The organism is Myxococcus dinghuensis (genome assembly GCF_024198235.1).
Lineage (GTDB): Bacteria > Myxococcota > Myxococcia > Myxococcales > Myxococcaceae > Myxococcus > Myxococcus dinghuensis.
This window is the reverse complement of sequence record NZ_JAKCFB010000014.1, coordinates 125952-147070: the sequence shown is the minus strand read 5'-3', so window position 1 is coordinate 147070 and position 21119 is coordinate 125952. Positions and strand designations below refer to the sequence as shown.

The window sequence follows — 21119 nt, the reverse complement described above, 5'->3', positions numbered from 1 at the left end:
CCCCCAAAGGCCCCCTTTTTCTTCCCGCGTGCGCGCGTGCACCGCGCGCCCCTTGAGAGTAGGTAGACGAGCACCATGAAGAGCGTGTCCAAGTCCGAGGAGATCTTCTTTCTTTCTGGCAAGCGCACCGCGTTCGGGACCTACGGCGGCAGCCTGAAGGACCTCAGCGCCACCGACCTCGCCGTGGAGTCCGCGCGGGCCGCCCTCGCCCAGGCGAAGGTGTCGCCGGAGCAGGTCCAGCACGTCGTCTACGGCAACGTCGTGCAGACGAGCGCGGACGCCATCTACCTGCCGCGCCACGTGGGCCTGCGCACCGGCGTCCCGATCCCCGTCCCCGCCCTGGGCGTCAACCGCCTGTGTGGCTCCGGCTTCCAGGCCTTCGTCACGGCCGCGGAGATGATGCTCACCGAGCAGGCCGACTGCGTGCTCGCCGGCGGCACCGAGTCCATGAGCCAGGCGCCCCACCTCATCCGCGGCGCGCGCTGGGGCCTGCCGCTGGGCAAGGGCAACCTGGAGGACATGCTCTGGACGGCGCTGACGGACAGCTACACCGGCAACGCGATGGCGCTCACCGCCGAGCAGCTCGCGGTGGACTACGCGCTCACGCAGGACGTGGTGGACGAGTACGCGCTCCTGACGCAGAAGCGCTTCGCCGCCGCGCAGGAGGCGGGCCGCTTCCAGGACGAAATCGCCCCCGTCACCCTCAAGGGGAAGAAGGGGGAGACGGTGTTCGCCAAGGACGAGCACAACCGCCCGGAGACGACGCTGGAGGGCCTGCGCAAGCTGCCCAAGGTGTTCAAGAAGGACGGCGTGGTGCACGCGGGCGCGGCCAGCGGCATCTGCGACGGCGCGGGCAGCATGGTGATGGCCACCCGGAGCTTCGTGGAGAAGCACGGCCAGAAGCCCATCGCGCGGCTGGTGAACTGGGGCATCGCCGGGTGCGACCCCAAGGTGATGGGCATCGGTCCGGCGCCCGCCATCCGCAACCTGCTGGAGCGCGCGCAGTGCAAGCTGTCCGACGTGGACCTCTTCGAGGTGAACGAGGCCTTCGCGCCGCAGTACCTGGCGGTGGAGAAGGAGCTGGGCCTGCCGCGTGAGCGGACCAACGTCAACGGCGGCGCCATCGCCGTGGGCCACCCGCTGGGCGCCTCCGGCGCGCGCATCACCACCACGCTCGTCTACGAGCTCAAGCGCCGTGGCGCCCGTTATGGTATCGGCTCCGCCTGCATCGGCGGTGGCCAGGGTATCGCGGTGCTGGTCGAGGCGCTCTGATGCCCGCACACGACTTCCAACCGGGACGCGAGATGACCAACGAGGTGGACGCGAAGACGGCCCGTGAGCGGGCCAAGGCCATCGCCGAGCAGCGCCGCGCGGAGCGTCGCAACCGCAAGCGCAAGTGCGTGGTGTGTGGCGTGGAGGAGAGCGACAAGACGCCGCTCACCGCGCACCCGGAGGGAATCGGTCCCGCCTGCAAGGACGAGGTCACCTGCCAGGTGCGCCGCGCCTCCGCAGGACGGTGAGTCAGGCAGGGTGGGGGCCTCGCGCCGGTCGCGAGCGCCCCCGCACCCCCGCCGTCCGTCGCCCAGGCGACTGTGGGAGATGTGCCCCCCTTGCGGTGTGGGCCCTCCAAGTCCGGTAAATCGGGCCCGTTTCTTGATGGCGGAATCGTCTCGGGGTAAACGTCGAGAATCTCAGCTTGAGATTCGAGACGAGGGTCGGAATGGGCGTTACCAGCTTCACGGGAGTCAAGGTGTTCTCCACCACGCTCGCGCGTGATCGCGAGAACATGGGTGAGAACATCACCAAGTGGCTCAAGGAGAACTCGAACAACATCGATGTGGTGGACAAGGTGGTGACCCAGTCCTCGGACAAGGAGTTCCACTGCTTGACCATCACGATTTTCTACCGCGCGAAGGCCTGAGTTCCGGCTGACGACGCGTCGCGACGATGTACGAGGGCGCTCTCTCCCGGGACCGGGTGGGGCGCCCTTCGTCGTTTGGGGTTGCGAAGCGGCCCGGGTTCCACCACCTTTGGCCGACTCGAAACCCGTCGTGGAGGAATGAATGCGACCGATGCGCAGCTTCGGCGGCCGGGGCGGTGGGGGACTGCCGGGCCTGGAGACCATGGCGGCGAAGCTGACGGTGGCGCTGGTCGCGGGCTCGTTGCTGTACCTGGCGACCGCGAAGGGGCAGGGCGGCCTGCTGCTGCTGTGGCCCGGCTCCGTGTTCGGCCAGCTCTTCCTGTGGCAGCCCATCTCCTACGTCTTCGTCGAATCCCAGCCCTTCAGCATCCTCTTCGCCGGCCTGCTGCTGTGGTCCGTGGGTGGGTGGCTCGAGGGCGCCTGGGGGCCCAAGCGGCTCCTCCTGGTGGCGCTGGGGGTGCCGGCGCTGGCGGGCTACATCCTCGGCGTGGCGGGCCTGTTCCTGCCCTTGCCGGGCGGCTACCAGGGCGGCTGGGTGATGGGCTCGGTGTTGTGGGTGGCGTACGGGCTCACCATCGGCCAGGGCCAGACGAACTTCTGGGGCATCCCCCTGTCGGGCAACGCCTTCGCGGCGATTGGCGGCCTCTTCGTCCTGATGCGGGTGCTGAGCGGCGGGTTGATCAGCCAGCTGCCCGACGTGCTGTCGCTCCTGCTGGTGGTCCTCTACCTCAAGGGCGGCAGCCCCCGGCGGCTGCTGCTGCACTTCCAGCACTGGCGCCTGCAGCGCCAGTTGCGGGAGCGCTCCAAGCACCTGCACGTGGTGCCCAAGGACCGGCCGGACCGCGACCAGTTCCTCAACTGACGTCCCCGGGCACCGCGGCGGCCCGCGTCAGTGGGCCGCCTCCGGGTGCCCGTACTGCTTGAGCTTGCGGTAGAGCGTGGCCACGCCGATGTCGAGCTGCTCGGCGGTGCGCGCCCGGTTGCCCGCGTTCTGCGCGAGCACCGCGAGGATGTACTCCTTCTCCATGTCCTCCAGGCGGCGCGGGTTGCCGGTGGGCACGAGGCTGGGGGGCGCGGCGCGCACCTCCTCCGGCAGGTCCTCCCGCTCCACGCGCGAGCCCTCGCACAGGGCCACGGCGCGCTCCAGCGCGTTGCCCAGCTCGCGCACGTTGCCCGGCCACCCGTAGCGCAGCAACTGGTCCGCCGCGTCCGGGGACAGCCCCGTCACCTTGCGCCCCAGCCGCTCCGAGGCCTCCGCGAGCAGCAGCCGCGCCAGGGGGAGGATGTCGTCGCGCCGCTCGCGCAGCGGGGGGATTCGCAGCTCGATGACGCGCAGGCGGTAGAAGAGGTCCTGCCGGAAGCGTCCCAGGCGCACCTCCTCGCCCAGCTCGCGGTTGGTGGCCGCCACCACGCGCACGTCCACCTTGCGGGTGATGTTCTCGCCCACGCGCCGCACCTCCTTCTCCTGGAGCGCGCGCAGGAGCTTGGCCTGCATGGACGGCGGCACCTCGCCCACCTCGTCGAGGAACAGCGTGCCCCCGTGCGCGGCCTCGAAGAGGCCCGGCCGGTCGTGCGTGGCGCCGGTGAAGGCGCCGCGGACGTGGCCGAACAGCTCGCTCTCCAGCAGGCTCTCCGTCACCGCCGCGCAGTTGACCGCGATGAAGGCCTTGTGCGCGCGCGAGGACTCGTCGTGGATGAGCCGGGCGATGCGCTCCTTGCCCACGCCGCTCTCACCGGTGACGAGCACCGTGGAGTCCACCTTGGCCGCGCGGCGCGCCAGGTTGATGACCTTCTGCATGGACTCCGAGCGCGCCACCATGCCCGCCGGGTCCTCCGTCACGCCCGCGCGCGCGAGCGACTGGCGCTTGGCGCGCAGCTTGCGCTCCGCCTGCTTCAGCGCGTCCGTCACCTGCGCGAGCACGCCCTCCATGCACTGCGTCTCGTAGAAGCGCAGCACCTCCTTGCACTCGGTGCTCCACTCCTCGGACGGGCGCCCGACGATGCGGCACGCCGCGTCCCCCATGCCCACGCACTTCACCTCCGTGCAGTAGATTTCGCGGCCGTTGACGTAGCTCATGTAGCCGGACGCGAACCCGGTGAGGCTCCAGCACACCGGGTGGTCCGCGCGGCCCAGGTGCAGCAGGTGCTGCTCGGCCTCGTACGAGTCGCGCCACTGCGCCTCCGCGAAGGGCTCCGGCCCCTCCTCGGGCTTGCGCTCCACCCGCTCCACGCGCACCTGCCCCTGCAGCGTGTGCAGCCGCCCGCCCGCCCGGCGCCACAGCGACTCGTCCTTCCAGGGCACCGCCGTCTTCATCGCCTCCGCAGTGCGCCAGCCATGGGCGTACCCCAGCCGGGTGAAGATGCCGCGCGCGGCCGTCACCCCCATCAGCCCCACCAGCTCCTTGCGCAGGAGCCCCAGCGCCACCGGGTCCATCAACAGCACCCGCTGCCCCGCGAACTGGATGGGCCCGCCCCCCGGCTCGAACGACAGCAGCTCGCCCAGGTCCAGCAGCTCGAATTGCCCCGCCACGCTGTACGACTCCCTTCCAGAGTGAGCTGTCTCTCTATCGTTTTGAGAGCATCCACGCACGGGAAGTTGACGGGTTCGAGCAATTCCGGTGGGTTGGCTCGTCGGGCGCGCTGGTCTCCGTGTTGCAGTGGGCCCCTCCATCATGGGAGGCGGCTTGGACAGACGCGAGGTGCTTCAGGCGGCGGCGGCGGCCGGGGTGGCGGGCGTGCTGGGGGCCGGCTCGAAGGGCGGGCGGGCGCCGGCCCTGTTCGTGTCCCATGGCTCCCCCATGGTGGCGCTGGATTCGGACGCGTATCCGCAGGCCCTGCGGGGCTTCGGCGAGGGCGCGGGGCCGGTGAAGGCGCTGGTGGTGGTGTCCGCGCACTGGGAGACGCCGGGCGAGGTGCGCGTCACCGCGAGCGCCCAGCCTCCGCTCGTCTACGACTTCTACGGCTTCCCGGAGCCGCTCTACCGGCTGCGCTACCCGGCGGCGGGGGCCCCTGGACTGGCGCAGGACGTGGTGGCCCGGCTGTCCTCCGCGGGGCTGCGCGCCGTCGCGGACACCGAGCGCGGCCTGGACCACGGCACGTGGGTACCGCTGCTTCACACGTTTCCACAAGCACCGTTCCCGGTGGTGCAGGTGTCGATGCCGCTGGGCGCGAGCGCGGCGGACATCGCCCGGATGGGGGAGGTGCTGAGGCCGCTTCGTGGCGAAGGTGTGCTCCTGATGGGCAGTGGGGGCATCGTCCACAACCTGCGCCGGGTGAATTTCCACCAGAAGGACGCGTCCGCGGAGCCGTGGGCACGGGACTTCGACGACTGGATTGCCAAGAAGCTCGAGGCGCGCGATTTCGTGGGCCTTCAATCATGGTTGGATGCACCGCACGCCACGCTCGCGCATCCAAGCGCCGAACATTTGTTGCCGCTGTACTTCGTTCTCGGAGCAGCCCTCCCCGAGGATCGCCTCACGCAGGTATTCGAGGGCTTCCATCACGGAACCTTGTCGATGCGCAGCTTCGCGCTGCGCGCTTGAACCCGTAGTTCCAATCACAGGAGCACACACCCCATGAAGACCACCCTGAAGAGCGCGATTGCCCTGCTGGTAGCCCTGCCGTCCCTGGCCTTCGGCGCCACGTGGGACATCGACCCGGCCCACTCCTCCGCGGAGTTCGCGGTCAAGCACATGATGGTGTCGAACGTGAAGGGCTCGTTCACCATCAAGAGCGGCGCCATCAACCTGGACGACAAGGACATCACCAAGTCCACCGTCGATGCCACGCTCGACGCGGCGACGGTGAACACGGGCAACGCCAAGCGTGACGAGCACCTGCGCGCGCCGGACTTCTTCGACACCGCGAAGTTCCCGACCATCACCTTCAAGTCGACCAAGGTGGAGAAGGCGGGCGAGGGCAAGCTGAAGGTCACCGGCAACCTGACCATGCACGGCGTCACCAAGCCGGTGGTCCTGGACGTGACGGGCCCCTCCAAGGAGTCGAAGGACCCCTGGGGCAACACCCGCACGGGCGTGGAGGCCACCACGAAGCTGAACCGCAAGGACTTCGGCCTCACCTACAACGCGGCCCTGGAGACGGGCGGCGTGGCGGTGAGCGAGGAGGTCAACGTGACCCTCGACCTGTCCCTGACGAAGAAGGCGGACGCGACCGCCACGCCGGCCAAGAAGTAGTCGGCGCGTCGAGGACCGTTGAATGAACGAGGGGCTCCCACGGTGGTGGGAGCCCCTTTTTCTTGGCCCGACTTCCGCCGGCGGGAGGACGCCCCGTGGGGAGCGTCCGCGCGAGCGGGGCTCAGCCCTCGGCGACGGCCTGCACGCTGGAGCGGTAGATGAAGATGCGGGCGGTGTTGGTGCGCTGGTCCGCGGGGATGACGAAGAAGCCCGGCGTCGAGCCCCTGAAGTCCTGGGAGAAGCCCGCCACCTGTCGGCCGTCGTTGAAGGTGACGCGAATCTTCTGGCCCTCCGCGAGGGGCTGACGCGCGCCCGCCGGCAGCATGAAGAAGATGGCCTTCACGCGCTTGCCGGGGATCTGCTCCGGGGCGTAGCCGCTCTGCTGCTCGAGGGAGATGACCTCGTCGAGCAGGTCCGCGTCGCGGATGGTGCCGCGCTTCACCTGTCCCTCGACGGTGTGGATGATGACGCGGTGCTCACCTTCGATGAACGAGGTGATGGGCTCGGCGCCCATCGAGGCGGGGGCGGCGAAGAGCGGCTCGCGCGCGGGCGGGGCCACGTCGACGGCGCGGGGCGGAGGCGGCGAGCCGGTGGGCTTGAGCGCCGCGCTCATCACCGCCGCGGAGACGGCGGTCGCGGCGGGCGGGGGCGGAGGAGGCGGCGAGAAGGTGGGGGGCTCGACGGCCTCCTCCACGAGTTCGATTTCCGCCAGCTCCTGCTCGGGCTCGAGCTCGACTTCCTCCTCGGAGGGGGCCGCCGGGGGGGCTCCGAAGGAGGAGGTGTCGCGTGCCTGCATCGCGAAGGCGCTGCGGTCCGGTGCCTGGGGCGTCTCCTCCTCCCAGGTGACCTCTTCGGCCTGCGCGGTGATGATGGGCGCGGCCTCCTCGACCATCGGCTCGACGTCGATGGAGGTGTCGCTCCACTCCGCCTGCGGGACCTCGACCTCGCTGGACTCCGCCGACCAGGTCTGCGTCTGGGCGGGGGTGTTCCACTCGGCTTGGGGGACGGGTGCGGGCGTCGCGGACCACTCGGGTGTGGCCTCGGCCTCGGGAGTCACCCACTCAGGTTGGAGCTCCTGGGGGGCGGCGGGCTCCTCGGTGGCCCATTCCGGCTGGAGCTCGACGGGGGCGGCTTCGGCCGCCTGGGGCGTGGCCCACTCCTCCTGGACGGCGTCGGCGGGCAGCTCCTCGATGGGGGCTTCCCAGGCAGGCTGGCTGGCCGAGGGCGCCGCGTCGGTGGTGCTCCACTCGGGCTGGACCTCCTCGACGGGTGAGGACCACTCGTGCTGGCCCGCGTCGGTCGTGTGTCCCTCGGAGGTGGTGGACCACTCGGGCTGCGCGGGGGCGGCGATCTGCTCGCCCGGGGTTGCCCACTCGGGCTGGGCGGCGGTTTCGGGAGTCAGCTCGCCCGACGTGGACCACTCGGGTTGAGCGTCAGCGGTAGGCGTGGCGCTCCACTCCGAATGCGAGGCCGTGGCGGCCGTCGCGTCGTGCGGCGCGGCGCTCCATTCGGTCTGGGTGTCGGTGGTCGCGAGTTCCGCGCTCCACTCGGGCTGAGCATCGATGGTCGCGGGCGTGGCGCTCCACTCGGGCTGAGCATCCGGTGTGGATTCAGCGCTCCACTCGGGCTGAGCGTCGGTGGTGGCGGGCGTGGCGCTCCACTCGGGCTGAGCGTCCGGCGTGGATTCCGCGCTCCACTCGGGCTGGGCGTCGGTGGTCGCGGGCGTGGCGCTCCACTCAGTCTGAACGGCTGCGGTCGGTGCGCCCCACTCGGATTGGGTTTCAGCTGAGGGCGTGGCGCTCCACTCAGGTTGTGCTTCGGTCGTCGCGGGCTCGGCGCTCCACTCGGGCTGGGCCTCGAGGGTGGGCGTGGCGCTCCATTCGGGCTGGGCCTCGGCTGCCGGCGCGCTCCATTCGGGCTGAGCCTCGATGGTGGGCGTCGCACTCCGCTCGGACTGAGCCTCGGCCGTCGCGGGCTCGGCACTCCACTCGGGCTGTGCTTCCGCCGTGGGTTCGCTCCATTCGGGCTGAGCCTCGATGGTGGGCGTCGCACTCCACTCGGACTGGGCCTCGGCCGTTGCAGGCGTGGCGCTCCACTCGGGCTGAGCGTTGGTGGTCGCGGGCGCGGCGCTCCATTCGGGCTGCGCCTCAGCCGCCGGTGCGCTCCACTCGGGCTGGGCCTCGATGGTGGGCGTGGCACTCCACTCGGACTGGGGCTCGGCCGTCGCAGGCTCGGCGCCCCACTCGGGTTGTGCTTCCGCCGTGGGTTCGCTCCATTCGGGCTGAGCCTCGATGGTGGGCGTCGCGCTCCACTCGGACTGGGCCTCGGCCGTCGCGGGCGTGGTGCTCCACTCGGGCTGGGCTTCGGCTGCTGGTGCGTTCCACTCGGGCTGGGCCTCGGTGGTGGGCGTGGCGCTCCACTCGGATCGGGGCTCCCCCGTCACGGGCTCGGCGCTCCACTCGGGCTGTGCCTCCGCCGTCGGTGCGCTCCACTCAGGTTGAGCCGTGGTTGCGGGTTCAGCAGTCCATTCTGACTGGGTGCTAGCCGTAGGCGTCGCACTCCACTCAGGCTGTGCATCGGCGGTCGCGGGCGTGGCGCTCCACTCGGGCTGAGCCTCGGCAGTCGGTGCGCTCCACTCGGGCTGGGCCTCGGCAGTCGGTGCGCTCCACTCGGGCTGAGCCTCGGCAGTCGGTGCGCTCCACTCGGGCTGAGCCTCGGCCGTCGCGGGCTCCGCGCTCCACTCAGGCTGAGCCTCGAGCGTGGGCGTGGCACTCCACTCGGGCTGGGGCGCTACGGTCTCGGGTGCTGCGCTCCACTCAGGCTGAGCTTCGGCCGTCGCGGGCTCGGCGCTCCACTCGGGTTGAGCCTCGAGCGTGGGCGTGGCACTCCACTCGGGCTGCGTCTCCGCCGTCGCGGGCGTGGCACTCCACTCCGGTTGTGCCTCGGCCGTCGCGGTGGCGCCCGTCCACTCGGGCTGCGCGCTCTCGGCGGACAGGTCGCTGGACGGATTGCCCCATTCGGGCTGCGCGGTGTCCGTGGTCGGCGTGGCGCTCCACTCCGTTCGAGCGGCCTCCGGCGCCAGGTCACCCGAAGCGGAACCCCACTCCGACGGCGTTGCGGTCGCCACGGGCTGCTCCGCGTCCGACGTGGCCCACTCCGGCTGGGCGTCGATCGTCTCGGTCCCGGCGTGTGCTTCGGAGGACACCCACTCGGGCTGGAGCTCGATGGGGGCGGCCTCGTTGGTCGTGGGAGCCCACTCGGACGGAGCCGGCGTCGTGCCCCAGTCCGTGCCGCTGGGCTGCATCCCCGAGATGAAGTCCGCGTTGGTCGCGAGAGGGACCGCGTCCCCGGCATCGCCTCCCCATTCACTGCCGGACTCCGCCGAGAGGCTCAGTCCCCGCTCGTTCGATGCGGAGAACGAGCCGTACTCGAGGAACTCGCCCGCGGAAGCGAGCGGAACGGCCTCGTCCGGATTGCCGTCGAGACGCGAGGTCTCGCGTGCGAGCGCCGCCGCCGGCTCGAGGGCGTCACCCTCGGAATCGACTTCGACGGTGTCTGCCTGGAGGTCTGGCCCGACTTGGACCGAGCGCAGCTCCAGCGAGGGCACCGCCGACTCGGAGAAGAGCGAGTCCGCGGCGACAGGTGCCTCCTCGGCCTCCACGCCGATGTCCGCGACATCGAAGGTCGGCGCCTCGGTCGCGTCCGCCGCGTCCAGCTCCAGCGTGGGGACCGCTTCCTCGCTCGGTGCGGAGGCGGCATCGGCGGTCATGTCCGATGCGTCGAGGGCAATCTCCTCGGGGGCAGGGGACTCCGCTGCGACATCGGAGGTCTCGAGGGAAATCTCCGCCTGCGCGGGCTCGGCACCCACGCCTTCAGGCGAAACCAGGGCCGCTTCGGCTGACGCACTCCAGTCACCCGCGTTGGTGCTCTCGGGTGCGGACTCCCAGTGGCTCGCCTCATCCGCGCTGGAGAGCGCGAGCTCACTGGATACAGCACCCGCGGGCTCCGCGGTTCCCTCGTGGGTCCCCACTTCATCGGCGGCCGACAGCGAAATCTCGGAGGACACAGCCTCCGGCTGCCAGTCACTCGCGTTCGTATCCCCGCCCGCCTCATCCGAGGCCGACAGGGTGATCTCCGCGGAAGCGGCGCTGGTCTCGTTGTCGTAGGTGGCGCCGTCCGCCGCGTCACCCGTGAGCGCCGAGGACTCCCAGGCGGCCTGCTCGGTGCCTGTCTCCGGGGCGGTGGTGGTCAGGAGCGACTCTTCGGACGTCGTCGCGGGCGGAGCGTCAACGGCGCTCGTGCCTGTCTCGTCCGTGGAAGAGAGCGCGAGCTCGGTGGCCACGCCGGAGTCCCAGGTCTCCGTCGCGTCGGTGGTCGCGGGCGCCCACGTCTCGGAAGAGGGCGTGGCAGCATCCCACGTCCCATCCGTCACCGCGGCCGTCTGCGCGTCCTCGCTCGTGGTCTGGGTCCAATCACCGTGCGTCGCCGACGCATCCCAGCCTTGATCCGAGCCACTCACCTCGGATGCGGCGAGTGTGCTCTCCGGGGCGCCGGTTGCTTCCGTCTCCCATCCGCTCGTCGCCGCCGTCACGTCGGTGGCGGCCAGCTCGCCCTGCGTCCCCTGGGCATCCCAGGTCTCCGCCTCGACGGCGATTCCACCGTCCGTGGCGTCGAGGGCCATCTCCGGGGTGGCGGGCTCGGTCGTCGCGAAGGACTCGGTCGCGGGCGCTTCGCCGAGGTCCCAGCTCCCCACCTCCGCGGTCTCCTCGGAGGTGGTCGGCGCGGACAGCGTGCCCGTGTCCGCCGCGACGAAGCCCAGGTCCGCCTCTTCTTCCGTGCGGACCTCGGTGCTCGTCTCGAACTCCACGGCAGCCAACTCCGTGCCGCTCACCGGCTCGACGGAGTCCATCGCGGCGACGTCGATGATGTCGCTCGTATCGGCGATCTCCTCGACCGCCGACTCCATCGGATCCACCGCGAGCGGTGCCGCTGCCCAGGCCTCGTCCATGGGCGCGGGCGAACGCTCCTCCGCGAGCACCGGCTCGGCCTCGACGGAGGCGTCCACCAGCTCGATTTCAGAGGAGGGGACCTCGATCTCCGAGGAGGACGGCTCCGGCTCGTCGATGGACTGGACGTCCGTGATCTCCTGCGCCGACTCGACCTCCAGCGACAGGTCCGCGAAGGAGGTCTCGAGCGAGGCCTCGGGCTGGCTCGCGGCCACCGGGGTCTCCGGCTCCGGCTCGACGGCCTCGACCGCGCTGAAGTCCTCTTCGGCGGAGAGGGGCGCGGCGTCGGCGGCCAGGGCTGCCTGGTCGCGGAGATCATCCCCCAGGTCCGCGAACGACGCGGAGACGTCCTCCGCGGACACCTCCAGCGGCTCCTCTGCGGGGGCCGGGGCCTCTTCGTGGACCTCGCCGGTCGGGACCGGCGTGGGGGCGGGCGCCATCCACGGCGCAGGCTCGCTCAGGGCCGGGATGTCGATGTCGTCCGCGCTGAGCGCCAGGTTCTCCGGCTCCGGGGCGGGGGGCGACGTGTAGCCCTGGGCGTAGGCCTGCGGATCGGCCCCGGGGGCCTGCGCGGCGTTCGGGTCGGCCTGCCAGCCCTGCTGTGCGTTCGGGTCGTAGGCGCCGGGCTGTGCGTAGCCGGCATAGGCCTGGTTCGGGTCGGTCTGCCAGGTCTGCTGCGCGTTCGGGTCGTAGCCCTGTTGCGCGTTCGGGTCGTAGGGCTGGTTCGGATCGTAACCCTGCTGCGGCCACTCCTGGGCGGGGTAGGCGTACCACTGACCGTCGGCGCCGTAGTAGCCCTGGGGCTGCTGGGCGTAGTCGGCGGGGTAGGCGTACCACTGGCCGTCGGCGCCGTAGTAGCCCTGGGGTTGCTGGGCGTAGTCGGCGGGGTAGGCGTACCACTGGCCGTCGGCGCCGTAGTAGCCCTGGGGCTGCTGGGCGTAGTCGGCGGGGTAGGCGTACCACTGGCCATCGGCGCCGTAGTAGCCCTGGGGCGCCGCCGCTTCCTGTTGCGGCCAGGCCGAGGCCTCGGGCGCGGGTGCGTCCTGGATGCCGAGCAGTCCGCGCAGCTCACCCCAGCGCGCCTCCTCCACGGGAGACAGGCTTCCCAGCTTCCGCTTCTCGTCGAGGAAGCGAAATTCTCTCATTGCTGCGCGCGTGTCCGACATCCGTCACCTTGCTGCGGCCAGTGGACTGCCCGGTTACCGTCGCAGCGCAAATGGGGGGGCCACGAGTGTAGGGGACTCCCGGGGAGGGGTAAACCAAATGGACCAAGCCTGCCCGGCAGCTACCCCGGCTCCCCGATTTGTTTGGCGAGCTCCTTGTCCAGCTCGTCCATGGTCAACCCGTAGTGGGTCCTCAGCGCCTTCTCGAAGTACTTCCCCCGGTTCATGCCGGTGCCCCGGTTCTCGCAGAGATCCTCGATCAGCCTGAGGATTCGGCGGTAACCCTCCCTGCGAACCAGCTCCCGGACGGCGAGAGCGGACACGCCGTAGCCCACCATGGGGTTGCTGCTGGTGATGGGGGCATTGTTCACCAGGAAATGCAGGGAGGGTACATCCTGCTCCACCTGGGCCTGCCTCATGTGCGCCCAGAGGTTGCGGGTCGGGCCTTCCTGCTTCAGGTACTTCCACTCCAGGTATTCGGCCAGGCCCTCGTTCAGCCAGAGCGGGATGGTGTCGTTGTCCCGGTTGCCCCCTCCGCAGAAGTCGTCGACGACGGCGTGGATGTACTCGTGGACGAGGGTCGCCTTGGCCTCCTTCGTCAGCTCGACGGCGTTGTTGATGCGGATGGCGTTCGCGCTGTAGAGCCCCGCGGCCATGGCCGCGGCTCCCGCGCCGAGTTCGTCGCGGAACTCGTCCGCGGAGTAGAGCACGACCTCGACGGGGTTCTCCCGGGCCTGACCGAGGGTGTCACGAGCGAAGTAGTACGCCTCTTCGAGCACCTCGACGACGCGCCCTTCGTAGTTGGCCCGCTGACGGAAGTCCCGGCTGTTGTTGTTGTACTTGATGACGAACCGGCGGTTCGCGCGCACGCGCTTCCCCGCTGAGTCCACCGACGATTCGAACCCGACGGTGGGTGCCTTCACCATCTTCCCGCCCGCGTTCCGGTTGCCCACGGTCAGCTCCGTGACCGGCTCCTGCTCGTACCGCGGGGTCGAACCTGAGAGCGGCACGGGAGGAGGCGCCTCGGTGGGCAGGCGGGTGGCGCCCCCCAACTGCCGCTCGATGCGAGCGGCCTCGCTGCGGGCATCGGACTCCTGCTGCTTCGACTGACGGGCCTGCTGGAGCAGCTTCTTCGCCTCGGCGCCCTCCTTCGAGCGCGGAGGGACCTGCTCCAGGGCCGCCACCGCGCCCACGGAGTCCTGCTCCTCCAAGAGCAGCTTGCCCAGCTCCAGGGGGAACGAGCCGTCCTTGGGGAAGCGCTGCAGCCCCTTGCGCAGCGCGGCCTCCGCCGCCGCGCGCTGGTCCGTCCTTCGCGCGGCGGTCGCCACGCAGTGCAGGGCCGGCGCGGTCTCCTCGAAGACCACGGCGCGCTCGCCCAGGGCGGAGGCCATCACCATGTCCTCCGCCAGCAGGGCCTCGCACCCCGTGGCCAGCGCGCCGGAGACGGCGGCGCGCTGTTCCTTGGGCACGGTGTTCGCGTCACCGGACGAGAACGCCAGGTACAGCTCGTCCCAGGCCTTCTTGCTGGAGAGCTCCTTGGCTTTCTGGGCGGGCGTCGGGGCCGATGCGGCGAGGACGAGGGCGAGGACGAAGGCACGCATTGCCGGCAGTATGGCCGACTCCCGGCGCTCCCGCGAAGGCCCCCGCTACTTGCGAGCCACCTGCCAGCCCAGCTCGCGCAGGGCCTGCTCCAGCTCCTGGATGTGGGCGGGGCCCGTCGTCTCCAGCGTCACCTCCACCATGGCCTCGTCCAGGCCCGCCTGGGAGAAGGCGCGCTCGTGGTGCAGGTCCACCACGTTGGCGCGCTGGTCCGCGATGCGCGAGGTGAGCCGCGCGAGCATCCCCGGCCGGTCCGGCAGCCGCACCTCCAACTGCACCAGGCGCCCGGCCTTCACCAGGCCGCGCTCGATGATGCGGCTGATGACGTTCATGTCGATGTTGCCGCCGCTGAGGATGATGGCGGTGCGCTTGCCCTTGGTCTGGGGGACGCGGCCGTTGAGCAGCGCCGCCAGGCCCACCGCGCCCGCGCCCTCCACCACACTCTTCTCCTGCTCCAGCAGCGTGAGGATGGCGGCGGCGATCTCCTCCTCGTCCACCGCCACCACCGTGTCCACGTACTTGCGCACCATCGCGAACGTCAGGTCACCCACGCGCTTGACGGCGATGCCGTCCGCGATGGTCGAGCCCGCCGCCGTCAGCTCCGTCAGCGCCCCCGCCTCCAGCGACGCCTTCATGCTGGCGATGGTCGCCGTCTGCACGCCCACCACCTGGATGCCGGGCTTGAGCTCCTTCAGCGCGCACGCCATGCCGGAGATGAGCCCGCCACCGCCGATGGGCACCAGCACCACGTCCAGGTCCGGGCACTGCTCCAGCAGCTCCAGCGCGATGGTGCCCTGTCCGGCGATGACGTGCGGGTCGTTGAAGGGATGGACGAAGACCAGCCCCTCCTCCTGCTGGATGCGCAGCGCCTCCGCGTAGGCCTCGTCGAAGTTGGCGCCCTTGAGCACCACGCGCGCGCCGTAGTCATCCCGCGTGCGCGACACCTTGATGAGCGGGGTGCGCTCCGGCATGACGATGGTGGCCCGCACGCCCAGCCGGCGCGCGTGGTACGCCACGCCCTGCGCGTGGTTTCCGGCCGACGCGGCGATGACGCCCTGGCGCCGCTCCTCCGGCGTCAGCGACAGGAGCTTGTTGAGCGCGCCGCGCTCCTTGAAGGCGCCCGTGCGTTGGAGGTTCTCCAGCTTGAAGAAGACCGCCGCGCACTCCGTCCGCTCCGTGAAGTGGTCCGACTGCGGGCACGGCGTGGGGCGGATGGCGTCGCGCAGACGCTCCCGCGCGGCGAGGATGTCCTGGAGGGTGACCATGGGCGCGGCGTCTAGCGGAAGCGCGAGCCGGGCGGAAGGGACACGCGGCGTCGAGCGTCCACCCTCGCGGGGTTTGCGCGCCGCGGTACGCCCGTCCGGCAGGGGAGGGGCCGGGCGTGCCGGGATGCGTCAGATGCCGCGCAGCACCGTGGCCTTGCCCACCCGGCCGATGGCGAGGATGTAGGCCGCCGTCCGCATGGAGACCTTGCGGGAGCGGGCAATCTGCGCCACGCGCTCGTAGGCCTCCTTCATCGTCTTCTCCAGCTCCGCGTTGACGCGGTCCTCCTCCCACGACAGGTGCTGGAGGTTCTGCACCCACTCGAAGTAGCTCACCGTGACGCCACCGGCGCTGGCGAGCACATCCGGCACCACGAAGATGCCGCGCTTCTCGAAGATTTCGTCCGCCTCCGGCTGGGTGGGGCCGTTGGCGCCCTCGATGATGAGGCGCGCGCGCACCTGGTTCGCGTTGTCCCGGGTGAGCACGTGGCCGAGCGCCGCGGGGATGAGCACCTCGCAGTCGGCCGCGAGCACGTCGTCGTTGCTGCACGCCGTGCCGCCGCCGAAGCCCGTCACGGTGCCGGTGCGCTTGACGTGCTCGAAGAGCGACGGGATGTCCAGGCCCTGCGGGTTGCGCACGCCGCCCAGCACGTCCGCCACGGCGACGACCACGCCCCCGTCCTCCCAGAGCAACTGCGCGGTGTGGCTGCCCACGTTGCCGAAGCCCTGGATCGCGAAGCGCGTGCCCTTCACCTGCAGCCCCAGGTCCCGGAGGATTTCACGGCACACGTACGAGAGGCCCCGGCCCGTGGCGGCCTCGCGGCCCTTGGAGCCGTACAGCTCCAGGGGCTTGCCCGTCACCACCGCCGGCGAGTGGCCGTGGTAGCGCGAGTACTGGTCCATGATCCACGCCATCACCTGGGGGTTGGTGTTGACGTCGGGCGCGGGGATGTCGCGGGTGGGGCCGATGACGTCCTGCACCTGGTCCACGAACTTGCGCGTCAGCCGCTCCAGCTCCTTGAGGCTCAGTTGGGACGGGTCGCACGCGATGCCGCCCTTGGCGCCGCCGTAGGGCACGTTCACCACCGCCGTCTTCCACGTCATCAGCGACGCGAGCGACGCGGCCTCGTCCTGGTCCAGCCGGGGGTGGTAGCGCAGGCCGCCCTTCATGGGGCCGCGGCTGTTGTCGTGCTGGATGCGGTAGCCGAGGAAGGTGCGGATCTCCCCGGAGTCCATTTCGATGGAGACCTGCACCTTCACCTCGCGCAGCGGCGTGGCGAGCAGCGTCTCGATGGGGGTGCCCACGTCCATGATCCGCGCGGCCTTGCGGAAGAAGTAGTTGGTACCCTCGACGGCGCTCATGGTTCGCAGTGCTCCTGGTGGCGGTGGGCCCCGGATCAGGACGGCCCGCACCGCGCGCGAGACCTTAACAGAAGGGGTGCGATACCATAGGAAACAGCCATGTCCCCTGGCCCGTCCGACGCTTCCACCACGAGTGGACACCTGCACGGCCTGGCCCGCCGCATCCGCGCGCTGCGGGAGCGCCGGGGGCTGACCCAGGAGGACTTCGCCGTCCGCTGCGGCATCTCCGTCTCCTTCGCCTCGCTGCTGGAGCGCGGCGAGCGCAGCCCCAGCTACGAGACGCTCCTCCAGGTGGCCGCCGCGCTGGCGCTGCCCCTGTGGGAGCTGCTGCGGTTGGAGGACGTGGACGACGCGGGCGTCCACCGGCTGGAGGACTTCGCCCGCGCGCGCAGGTTGTCGCGCAAGGACGTGGACCGTCTGCTGGAGGTGGCCCAGGTGATGTTCGCCGCGGGTGCGCCGCCGAGCGTGGAGGCCCCCGCGCCCGAGCCCGCGCGCTGTGGTGAACCGGACTGCCAGCGCCCCGTGCTCGCGCGTGGGCTGTGCACCGCCCACTACCACCGCGCCCGCAGGCGCAAGGTGGCGGAGTCCGGACGCGGCTAGCGCCTCCACCCGGGCTCCGCGCGCGAGCCGGGTGCCAGCGCTCGAATACGGTGGGGGAGGGGGAGACACGTCGCTCCGGCACGGGGCACGTCCGCACGCGAGAGCGCGTCGGACCGGAGCGCGAGGAGTCTCCTCCCGACACGTGCTGCCCGCCGGGATGCGGCCCCCGAAGACACCTCGTGCCGGCGCGCGTCGCGTCCGCGCGAAGGCACGTCGGACCGGCGGGCGAGGATGCCTCGCATGGCACCCCCTTCCCGTCAGGGGGCAACCCCGAAGACACCTCGTGCCGGCGCGCGTCGCGTCCACGCGAAGGCACGTCGGACCGGCGGGCGAGGATGCCTCGCATGGCACCCCCTTCCCGCCGGGAGGCGACCCCGGGACGGCGCGGAGCCTCCCGGGGCGCTCGCGCGCTACTTCTTGCGGGCGCGCTCGACCTTGAGCGTCTTGTCACCCTCGCCGCCGCGCGGCTTGCCGTGGAGGGCCTCGAAGGCGGCCGCGTCCTCGTCGGCGACGAAGACGTAGGCGTACGTCGGGCGCAGCTCCATGCGCACCACCTTGCCCGCCGGAGCGCCCGCGGCCTCCAGCGTGCTGGTGACGGCGGCCTCGTCCAGGCCGTCCTGCCTGCCCAGGCCCACCCACAGGCGCGTCTGGCCCGGCAGGTCCGGCGCGGCCTCGGGGCGGGGACGCCGCTCCTCGCGGGCGCCGCGCGGACGGTGCCGCTCCACCTTCAACGCCTTCTCGCCGTGCAGCTTGCCGTTGAGGGCCTCGAAGGCCGGCGCGTCCGCCTCCGCCACGTAGGCGTAGCCGTAGGTGGGGCGCAGCACCGTCTTGAGCACCTTGCCGGCCGGAGCCCCGGCGGCCTCCAGCGCGGCGGGGAACTTCACCTCGTCCACGCCGTCATCCATGCCCAGGTTGGTCCACAGCTTCACCTCGCCCGGACCCGCGTCGGGGGACGGGGGCGGACGGGCACCCGGCTCGCGCTCGGAGCGCGGCTTGCTCTTCTCCACCCGCAGCGTCTTGGTGCCGTGCTGCTTGCCGTTGAGCGTCTCGTAGGCCGCGGCGTCCTCCTCCGCGACGAAGACGTACGCGAAGGTGGGGCGCAGCTCCGCGCGCACCACCTTGCCCAGGGGCGCGCCCGCGTCCTCGAGCGCCGTGGCGATGCTGCCCGGCCCCAGGCCATCCGCGGTCCCCAGGTTGACCCACAGCTTCGCCTCGCCCGGGCCCGCCTCCAGCGACGCGCCACCACGGCCACCGTCGCGCTCGCGGCGGGCCTCGTCGCGCCGGGGACGGCGCTCACGCTCCGGGTGCTCCGCGCGGGCGGGACGCTCGCGCTCGCGGCGGTCCTCGCGCTCGCGGCGCTCGCCCCGCTCCCGCTTCTCGCCCCGGTCGCGGCTCCGGCCCTCGCTCTTGCGCTCGGGGGCGGCCGGCTCGCGGCGCTCGGCCTCCTGGGCCGCCTGCGCCTTCTCCATGCGCAGGTGGCTGAAGAAGTACTTCAGCAGGAAGGCGACCAGGTCATCCGCGTTGGGCCGCGTCTTGAGCTGCGTGGCCAGCGGCAGGAAGCCCTCGAACACGGAGGCGCTGGCGGCGTCCTGGATCTCCCGCACGTGGCGGTCGGTCCACAGCTTCATCGCCTCCTCGGGCGCCGGCATCTCGCGCTTCTCGAACTTGATGCCGTACTTCTTCTCCAGCGCGGTGTACGTGGCCAGCTCGCGCCCGGAGAAGAGGTTGATGGCGGTGCCCTTGTTGCCGATGCGGCCGGTGCGGCCCACGCGGTGCAGGTACACCGCCGGGTCCTCGGGCAGCGAGTAGTTGATGACGTACTCGAGGCCGGAGATGTCGATGCCGCGCGCCGCGATGTCCGTGGCGACCATGAAGGCCACCTCGCCGCGCTTCACCTTGCCCATCACCCGCTCGCGCTCCTTCTGCGGCAGGTCGCCGTTGAGCAGCTCCGCGTCGAAGCCGTTGCGGTTGAGCACCGCCGTCACCAGCGCCGTGTCGTCGCGCGTGTTGCAGAAGATGATGGCGTTCTGCGGCTCCTCCTTCTCCAGCACGTAGATGAGGTTGCGCGGCTTGGGGAAGGCGTCCGACACGTCGTAGCGGATGTGGTGGATGTGCTCCACCGTGAAGACGTCGCCGGACAGCAGCAGCGTCTCCGCGTTCGTCGTGTAGCGCGCGATGAGGTTCTGGATGTCCGTGGGGACGGTGGCGCTGAACAGCAGCACCTGGCGCGACTTGGGGAGGCGGTCGAGGATGCGGGTGACCTCCTCGTAGAAGCCCTGGTTGAGCATCTCGTCGGCTTCGTCGAGCACCGCGTGGTCGCACCCGTCCAGCTTCAGGTTGCCGCGGTTGATGTGGTCGAACACGCGGCCGGGCGTGCCCACGATGATGGGCGTGCCCTCCTCGAGCGCGTCCTCCTGCTGCTTCATGGAGGCGCCGCCGTAGATGGCCGCCACCTTCACGCCCTTGTGCTTGGCGAGCGTCGTCAGCTCGTCCGCCACCTGGAGCGCCAGCTCCCGCGTGGGGCACAGGATGAGGGCGCGCACGCGCTTCTCGTCCGCGGGAATCTTCTCCAGCAGGGGCAGGCCGAATGCGGCCGTCTTGCCCGTGCCCGTCTTGCTGCGAACGATGAGGTCCTTTCCCTCCATGGCGGGCCGGAAGGCGCGGGCCTGGACGGGGGTGGGGTGGCTGTAGCCGCGCTCCGCCAGCGCGCGGCGGATGGGCTCGGACAGGTTCATGTCGTCGAAGCCGATGTCCGCGATGTATTCGGCTGGACGGGTCGGGGCTTCGTCAGGCGCCGGGCTGCCCGGCGCGGTGGGCTCTTGGATGTCGCTCATCAAGCAGGGGCATAGCCCCTGCATTACCCTCTGGCAACAATCGCGGCACTTTGGAGTATGGAGCGCCCATGGCGAGTGGGAGGAAAAGAACCAAAGGGGCGGAGCCCCGGCCCCGTGTGAAGCGGGCGGCGAAGCCGGCCCCCGCGGAGGTGGAGGTCGTCGACGCCACGGGGGCGGACCCGTCCGCCGAGTCGTCCACGGACCCGGATTCCGTGGAACCGGACGAGGCCGAGCTGGCGGCGGCGGAGCCGGAGGGCGACCTGGCCGCCCCCCTGCCCTCCCGCGCCCTGGCCCGGGTGGAGGAGGTGGGGCTCACCACCCGGGACCCCCTCCAGGCCTACATGGCGGAGGTGCAGCGCCATCCCCTCCTGTCGCGCGAGGAGGAGCTGGCGCTGGCGCGGCGCTACCGCGACACCCAGGACGTGGGCACCGCGTACCGGCTGGTGGCCTCCAACCTGAGACTGGTGGTGAAGCTGGCCCACGAGTACCACCGCAACCCCCTGTCCCTGCTGGACCTGGTGCAGGAGGGGAACATCGGGCTGATGCAGGCGGTGAAGAAGTACGACCCCGAGCGCGGCGTGAAGCTGAGCAGCTACGCGGCGTGGTGGATTCGCGCGTACATCCTCCGCTACATCATGGACAACTGGAAGATGGTGAAGCTGGGGACGACGGAGGCCCAGCGGAAGCTCTTCTTCAAGCTGCGCCAGGAGCAGGAGAAGCTCATCTCCCAGGGCTTCGAGCCCAACCCCAAGCTGCTGGCGGAGCGGCTCAACGTCTCCGAGCAGGACGTGGTGGAGATGGACCAGCGCCTGGGGCACGACGAGGTGTCCATCGACGCGCCGCTGGGCGGGGACGACGACTCCCGGGCCACGCGCGCGGACCGCTACCTGCCGTCCGGCGCGGTGCCCGCGGACGAGCGGCTGGGCGCCGAGCAGCTCAAGGCCCTGTTCCGCGAGAAGCTGGCGGAGTTCTCCCGGACGCTGGAGGGCAAGGAGCGCTTCATCTTCGACAGCCGCCTCATCTCCGACGAGCCGCTGACGCTGCAGGACATCGGCGACAAGTACGGCGTCAGCCGGGAGCGGGCGCGGCAAATCGAGGCGGCGCTCATCAACCGGATGCGCGAGTTCATGCGCGAACACATCCCGGACTTCGACCTGGTGGCCACGCCCAAGGGGTGAG

General features: G+C 71.0%; 14 protein-coding genes. 8 read left to right on the top strand and 6 right to left on the bottom strand.

From position 1 onward, the window contains the following. Nucleotides 1-75 precede the first annotated feature (75 nt). From LZ198_RS20010 to LZ198_RS19995, 4 genes are all read left to right on the top strand, one after another. Nucleotides 76-1272, top strand: coding sequence for an acetyl-CoA C-acetyltransferase (locus tag LZ198_RS20010; protein ID WP_253973614.1), 1197 nt, complete (start codon nt 76-78; stop codon nt 1270-1272). Nucleotides 1273-1304: 32 nt separating this feature from the next. Further along, complete coding sequence (locus tag LZ198_RS20005) at nt 1305-1520, top strand: hypothetical protein (protein ID WP_253973672.1); 216 nt, start codon at nt 1305-1307, stop codon at nt 1518-1520. 200 nt (nt 1521-1720) lie between these two features. Beyond that, the gene (locus tag LZ198_RS20000; RefSeq protein ID WP_253973613.1) at nt 1721-1921 is read left to right on the top strand and encodes a hypothetical protein; all 201 of its coding nucleotides are present in this window, start codon (nt 1721-1723) and stop codon (nt 1919-1921) included. A gap of 142 nt (nt 1922-2063) precedes the next feature. Further along, a complete protein-coding gene (locus LZ198_RS19995) occupies nt 2064-2783 on the top strand; it encodes a rhomboid family intramembrane serine protease (protein WP_253973612.1) in 720 nt (239 codons plus the stop codon). Between the two features lie 27 nt (nt 2784-2810). Here LZ198_RS19995 and LZ198_RS19990 read toward each other — a convergent pair whose 3' ends face one another. Beyond that, the gene (locus tag LZ198_RS19990; protein ID WP_253973611.1) at nt 2811-4451 is read right to left on the bottom strand and encodes a sigma 54-interacting transcriptional regulator; all 1641 of its coding nucleotides are present in this window, start codon (nt 4449-4451) and stop codon (nt 2811-2813) included. A gap of 142 nt (nt 4452-4593) precedes the next feature. Between LZ198_RS19990 and LZ198_RS19985 the strand changes: the two genes are divergently transcribed. Beyond that, on the top strand, nt 4594-5463 hold the full coding sequence (locus tag LZ198_RS19985) for a dioxygenase family protein (protein ID WP_253973610.1): 870 nt from the start codon (nt 4594-4596) through the stop codon (nt 5461-5463). Between the two features lie 33 nt (nt 5464-5496). Continuing rightward, the gene (locus LZ198_RS19980; protein ID WP_253973609.1) at nt 5497-6114 is read left to right on the top strand and encodes a YceI family protein; all 618 of its coding nucleotides are present in this window, start codon (nt 5497-5499) and stop codon (nt 6112-6114) included. 121 nt (nt 6115-6235) lie between these two features. On the opposite strand, the gene LZ198_RS19975 is transcribed toward LZ198_RS19980, so the two are convergent. The 4 genes from LZ198_RS19975 to LZ198_RS19960 all read right to left on the bottom strand — a co-directional run bounded on the left by LZ198_RS19975 (nt 6236) and on the right by LZ198_RS19960 (nt 16506). Next, nucleotides 6236-12265: a DUF6982 domain-containing protein gene (locus LZ198_RS19975; RefSeq protein ID WP_253973608.1), complete on the bottom strand. Its 6030-nt coding sequence runs from the start codon at nt 12263-12265 to the stop codon at nt 6236-6238. 140 nt (nt 12266-12405) lie between these two features. After that, on the bottom strand, nt 12406-13884 hold the full coding sequence (locus LZ198_RS19970) for a gluzincin family metallopeptidase (RefSeq protein WP_253973607.1): 1479 nt from the start codon (nt 13882-13884) through the stop codon (nt 12406-12408). Nucleotides 13885-13929: 45 nt separating this feature from the next. After that, entirely contained in the window at nt 13930-15147 is a 1218-nt protein-coding gene (locus LZ198_RS19965) for a threonine ammonia-lyase (RefSeq protein ID WP_253973606.1), read from the bottom strand. Between the two features lie 129 nt (nt 15148-15276). Then, a complete protein-coding gene (locus LZ198_RS19960) occupies nt 15277-16506 on the bottom strand; it encodes a Glu/Leu/Phe/Val dehydrogenase dimerization domain-containing protein (RefSeq protein WP_253973605.1) in 1230 nt (409 codons plus the stop codon). A 99-nt stretch (nt 16507-16605) separates the two neighbouring features. Here LZ198_RS19960 and LZ198_RS19955 point away from each other — a divergent pair, with 99 nt between their 5' ends. Then, complete coding sequence (locus tag LZ198_RS19955; RefSeq protein WP_253973604.1) at nt 16606-17106, top strand: helix-turn-helix domain-containing protein; 501 nt, start codon at nt 16606-16608, stop codon at nt 17104-17106. Nucleotides 17107-17516: 410 nt separating this feature from the next. On the opposite strand, the gene LZ198_RS19950 is transcribed toward LZ198_RS19955, so the two are convergent. Beyond that, the gene (locus LZ198_RS19950; RefSeq protein ID WP_253973603.1) at nt 17517-19940 is read right to left on the bottom strand and encodes a DEAD/DEAH box helicase; all 2424 of its coding nucleotides are present in this window, start codon (nt 19938-19940) and stop codon (nt 17517-17519) included. A gap of 116 nt (nt 19941-20056) precedes the next feature. Between LZ198_RS19950 and LZ198_RS19945 the strand changes: the two genes are divergently transcribed. Continuing rightward, nucleotides 20057-21118, top strand: coding sequence for a sigma-70 family RNA polymerase sigma factor (locus LZ198_RS19945; RefSeq protein WP_407667447.1), 1062 nt, complete (start codon nt 20057-20059; stop codon nt 21116-21118). The last annotated feature ends 1 nt before the right edge of the window (nt 21119 follow it).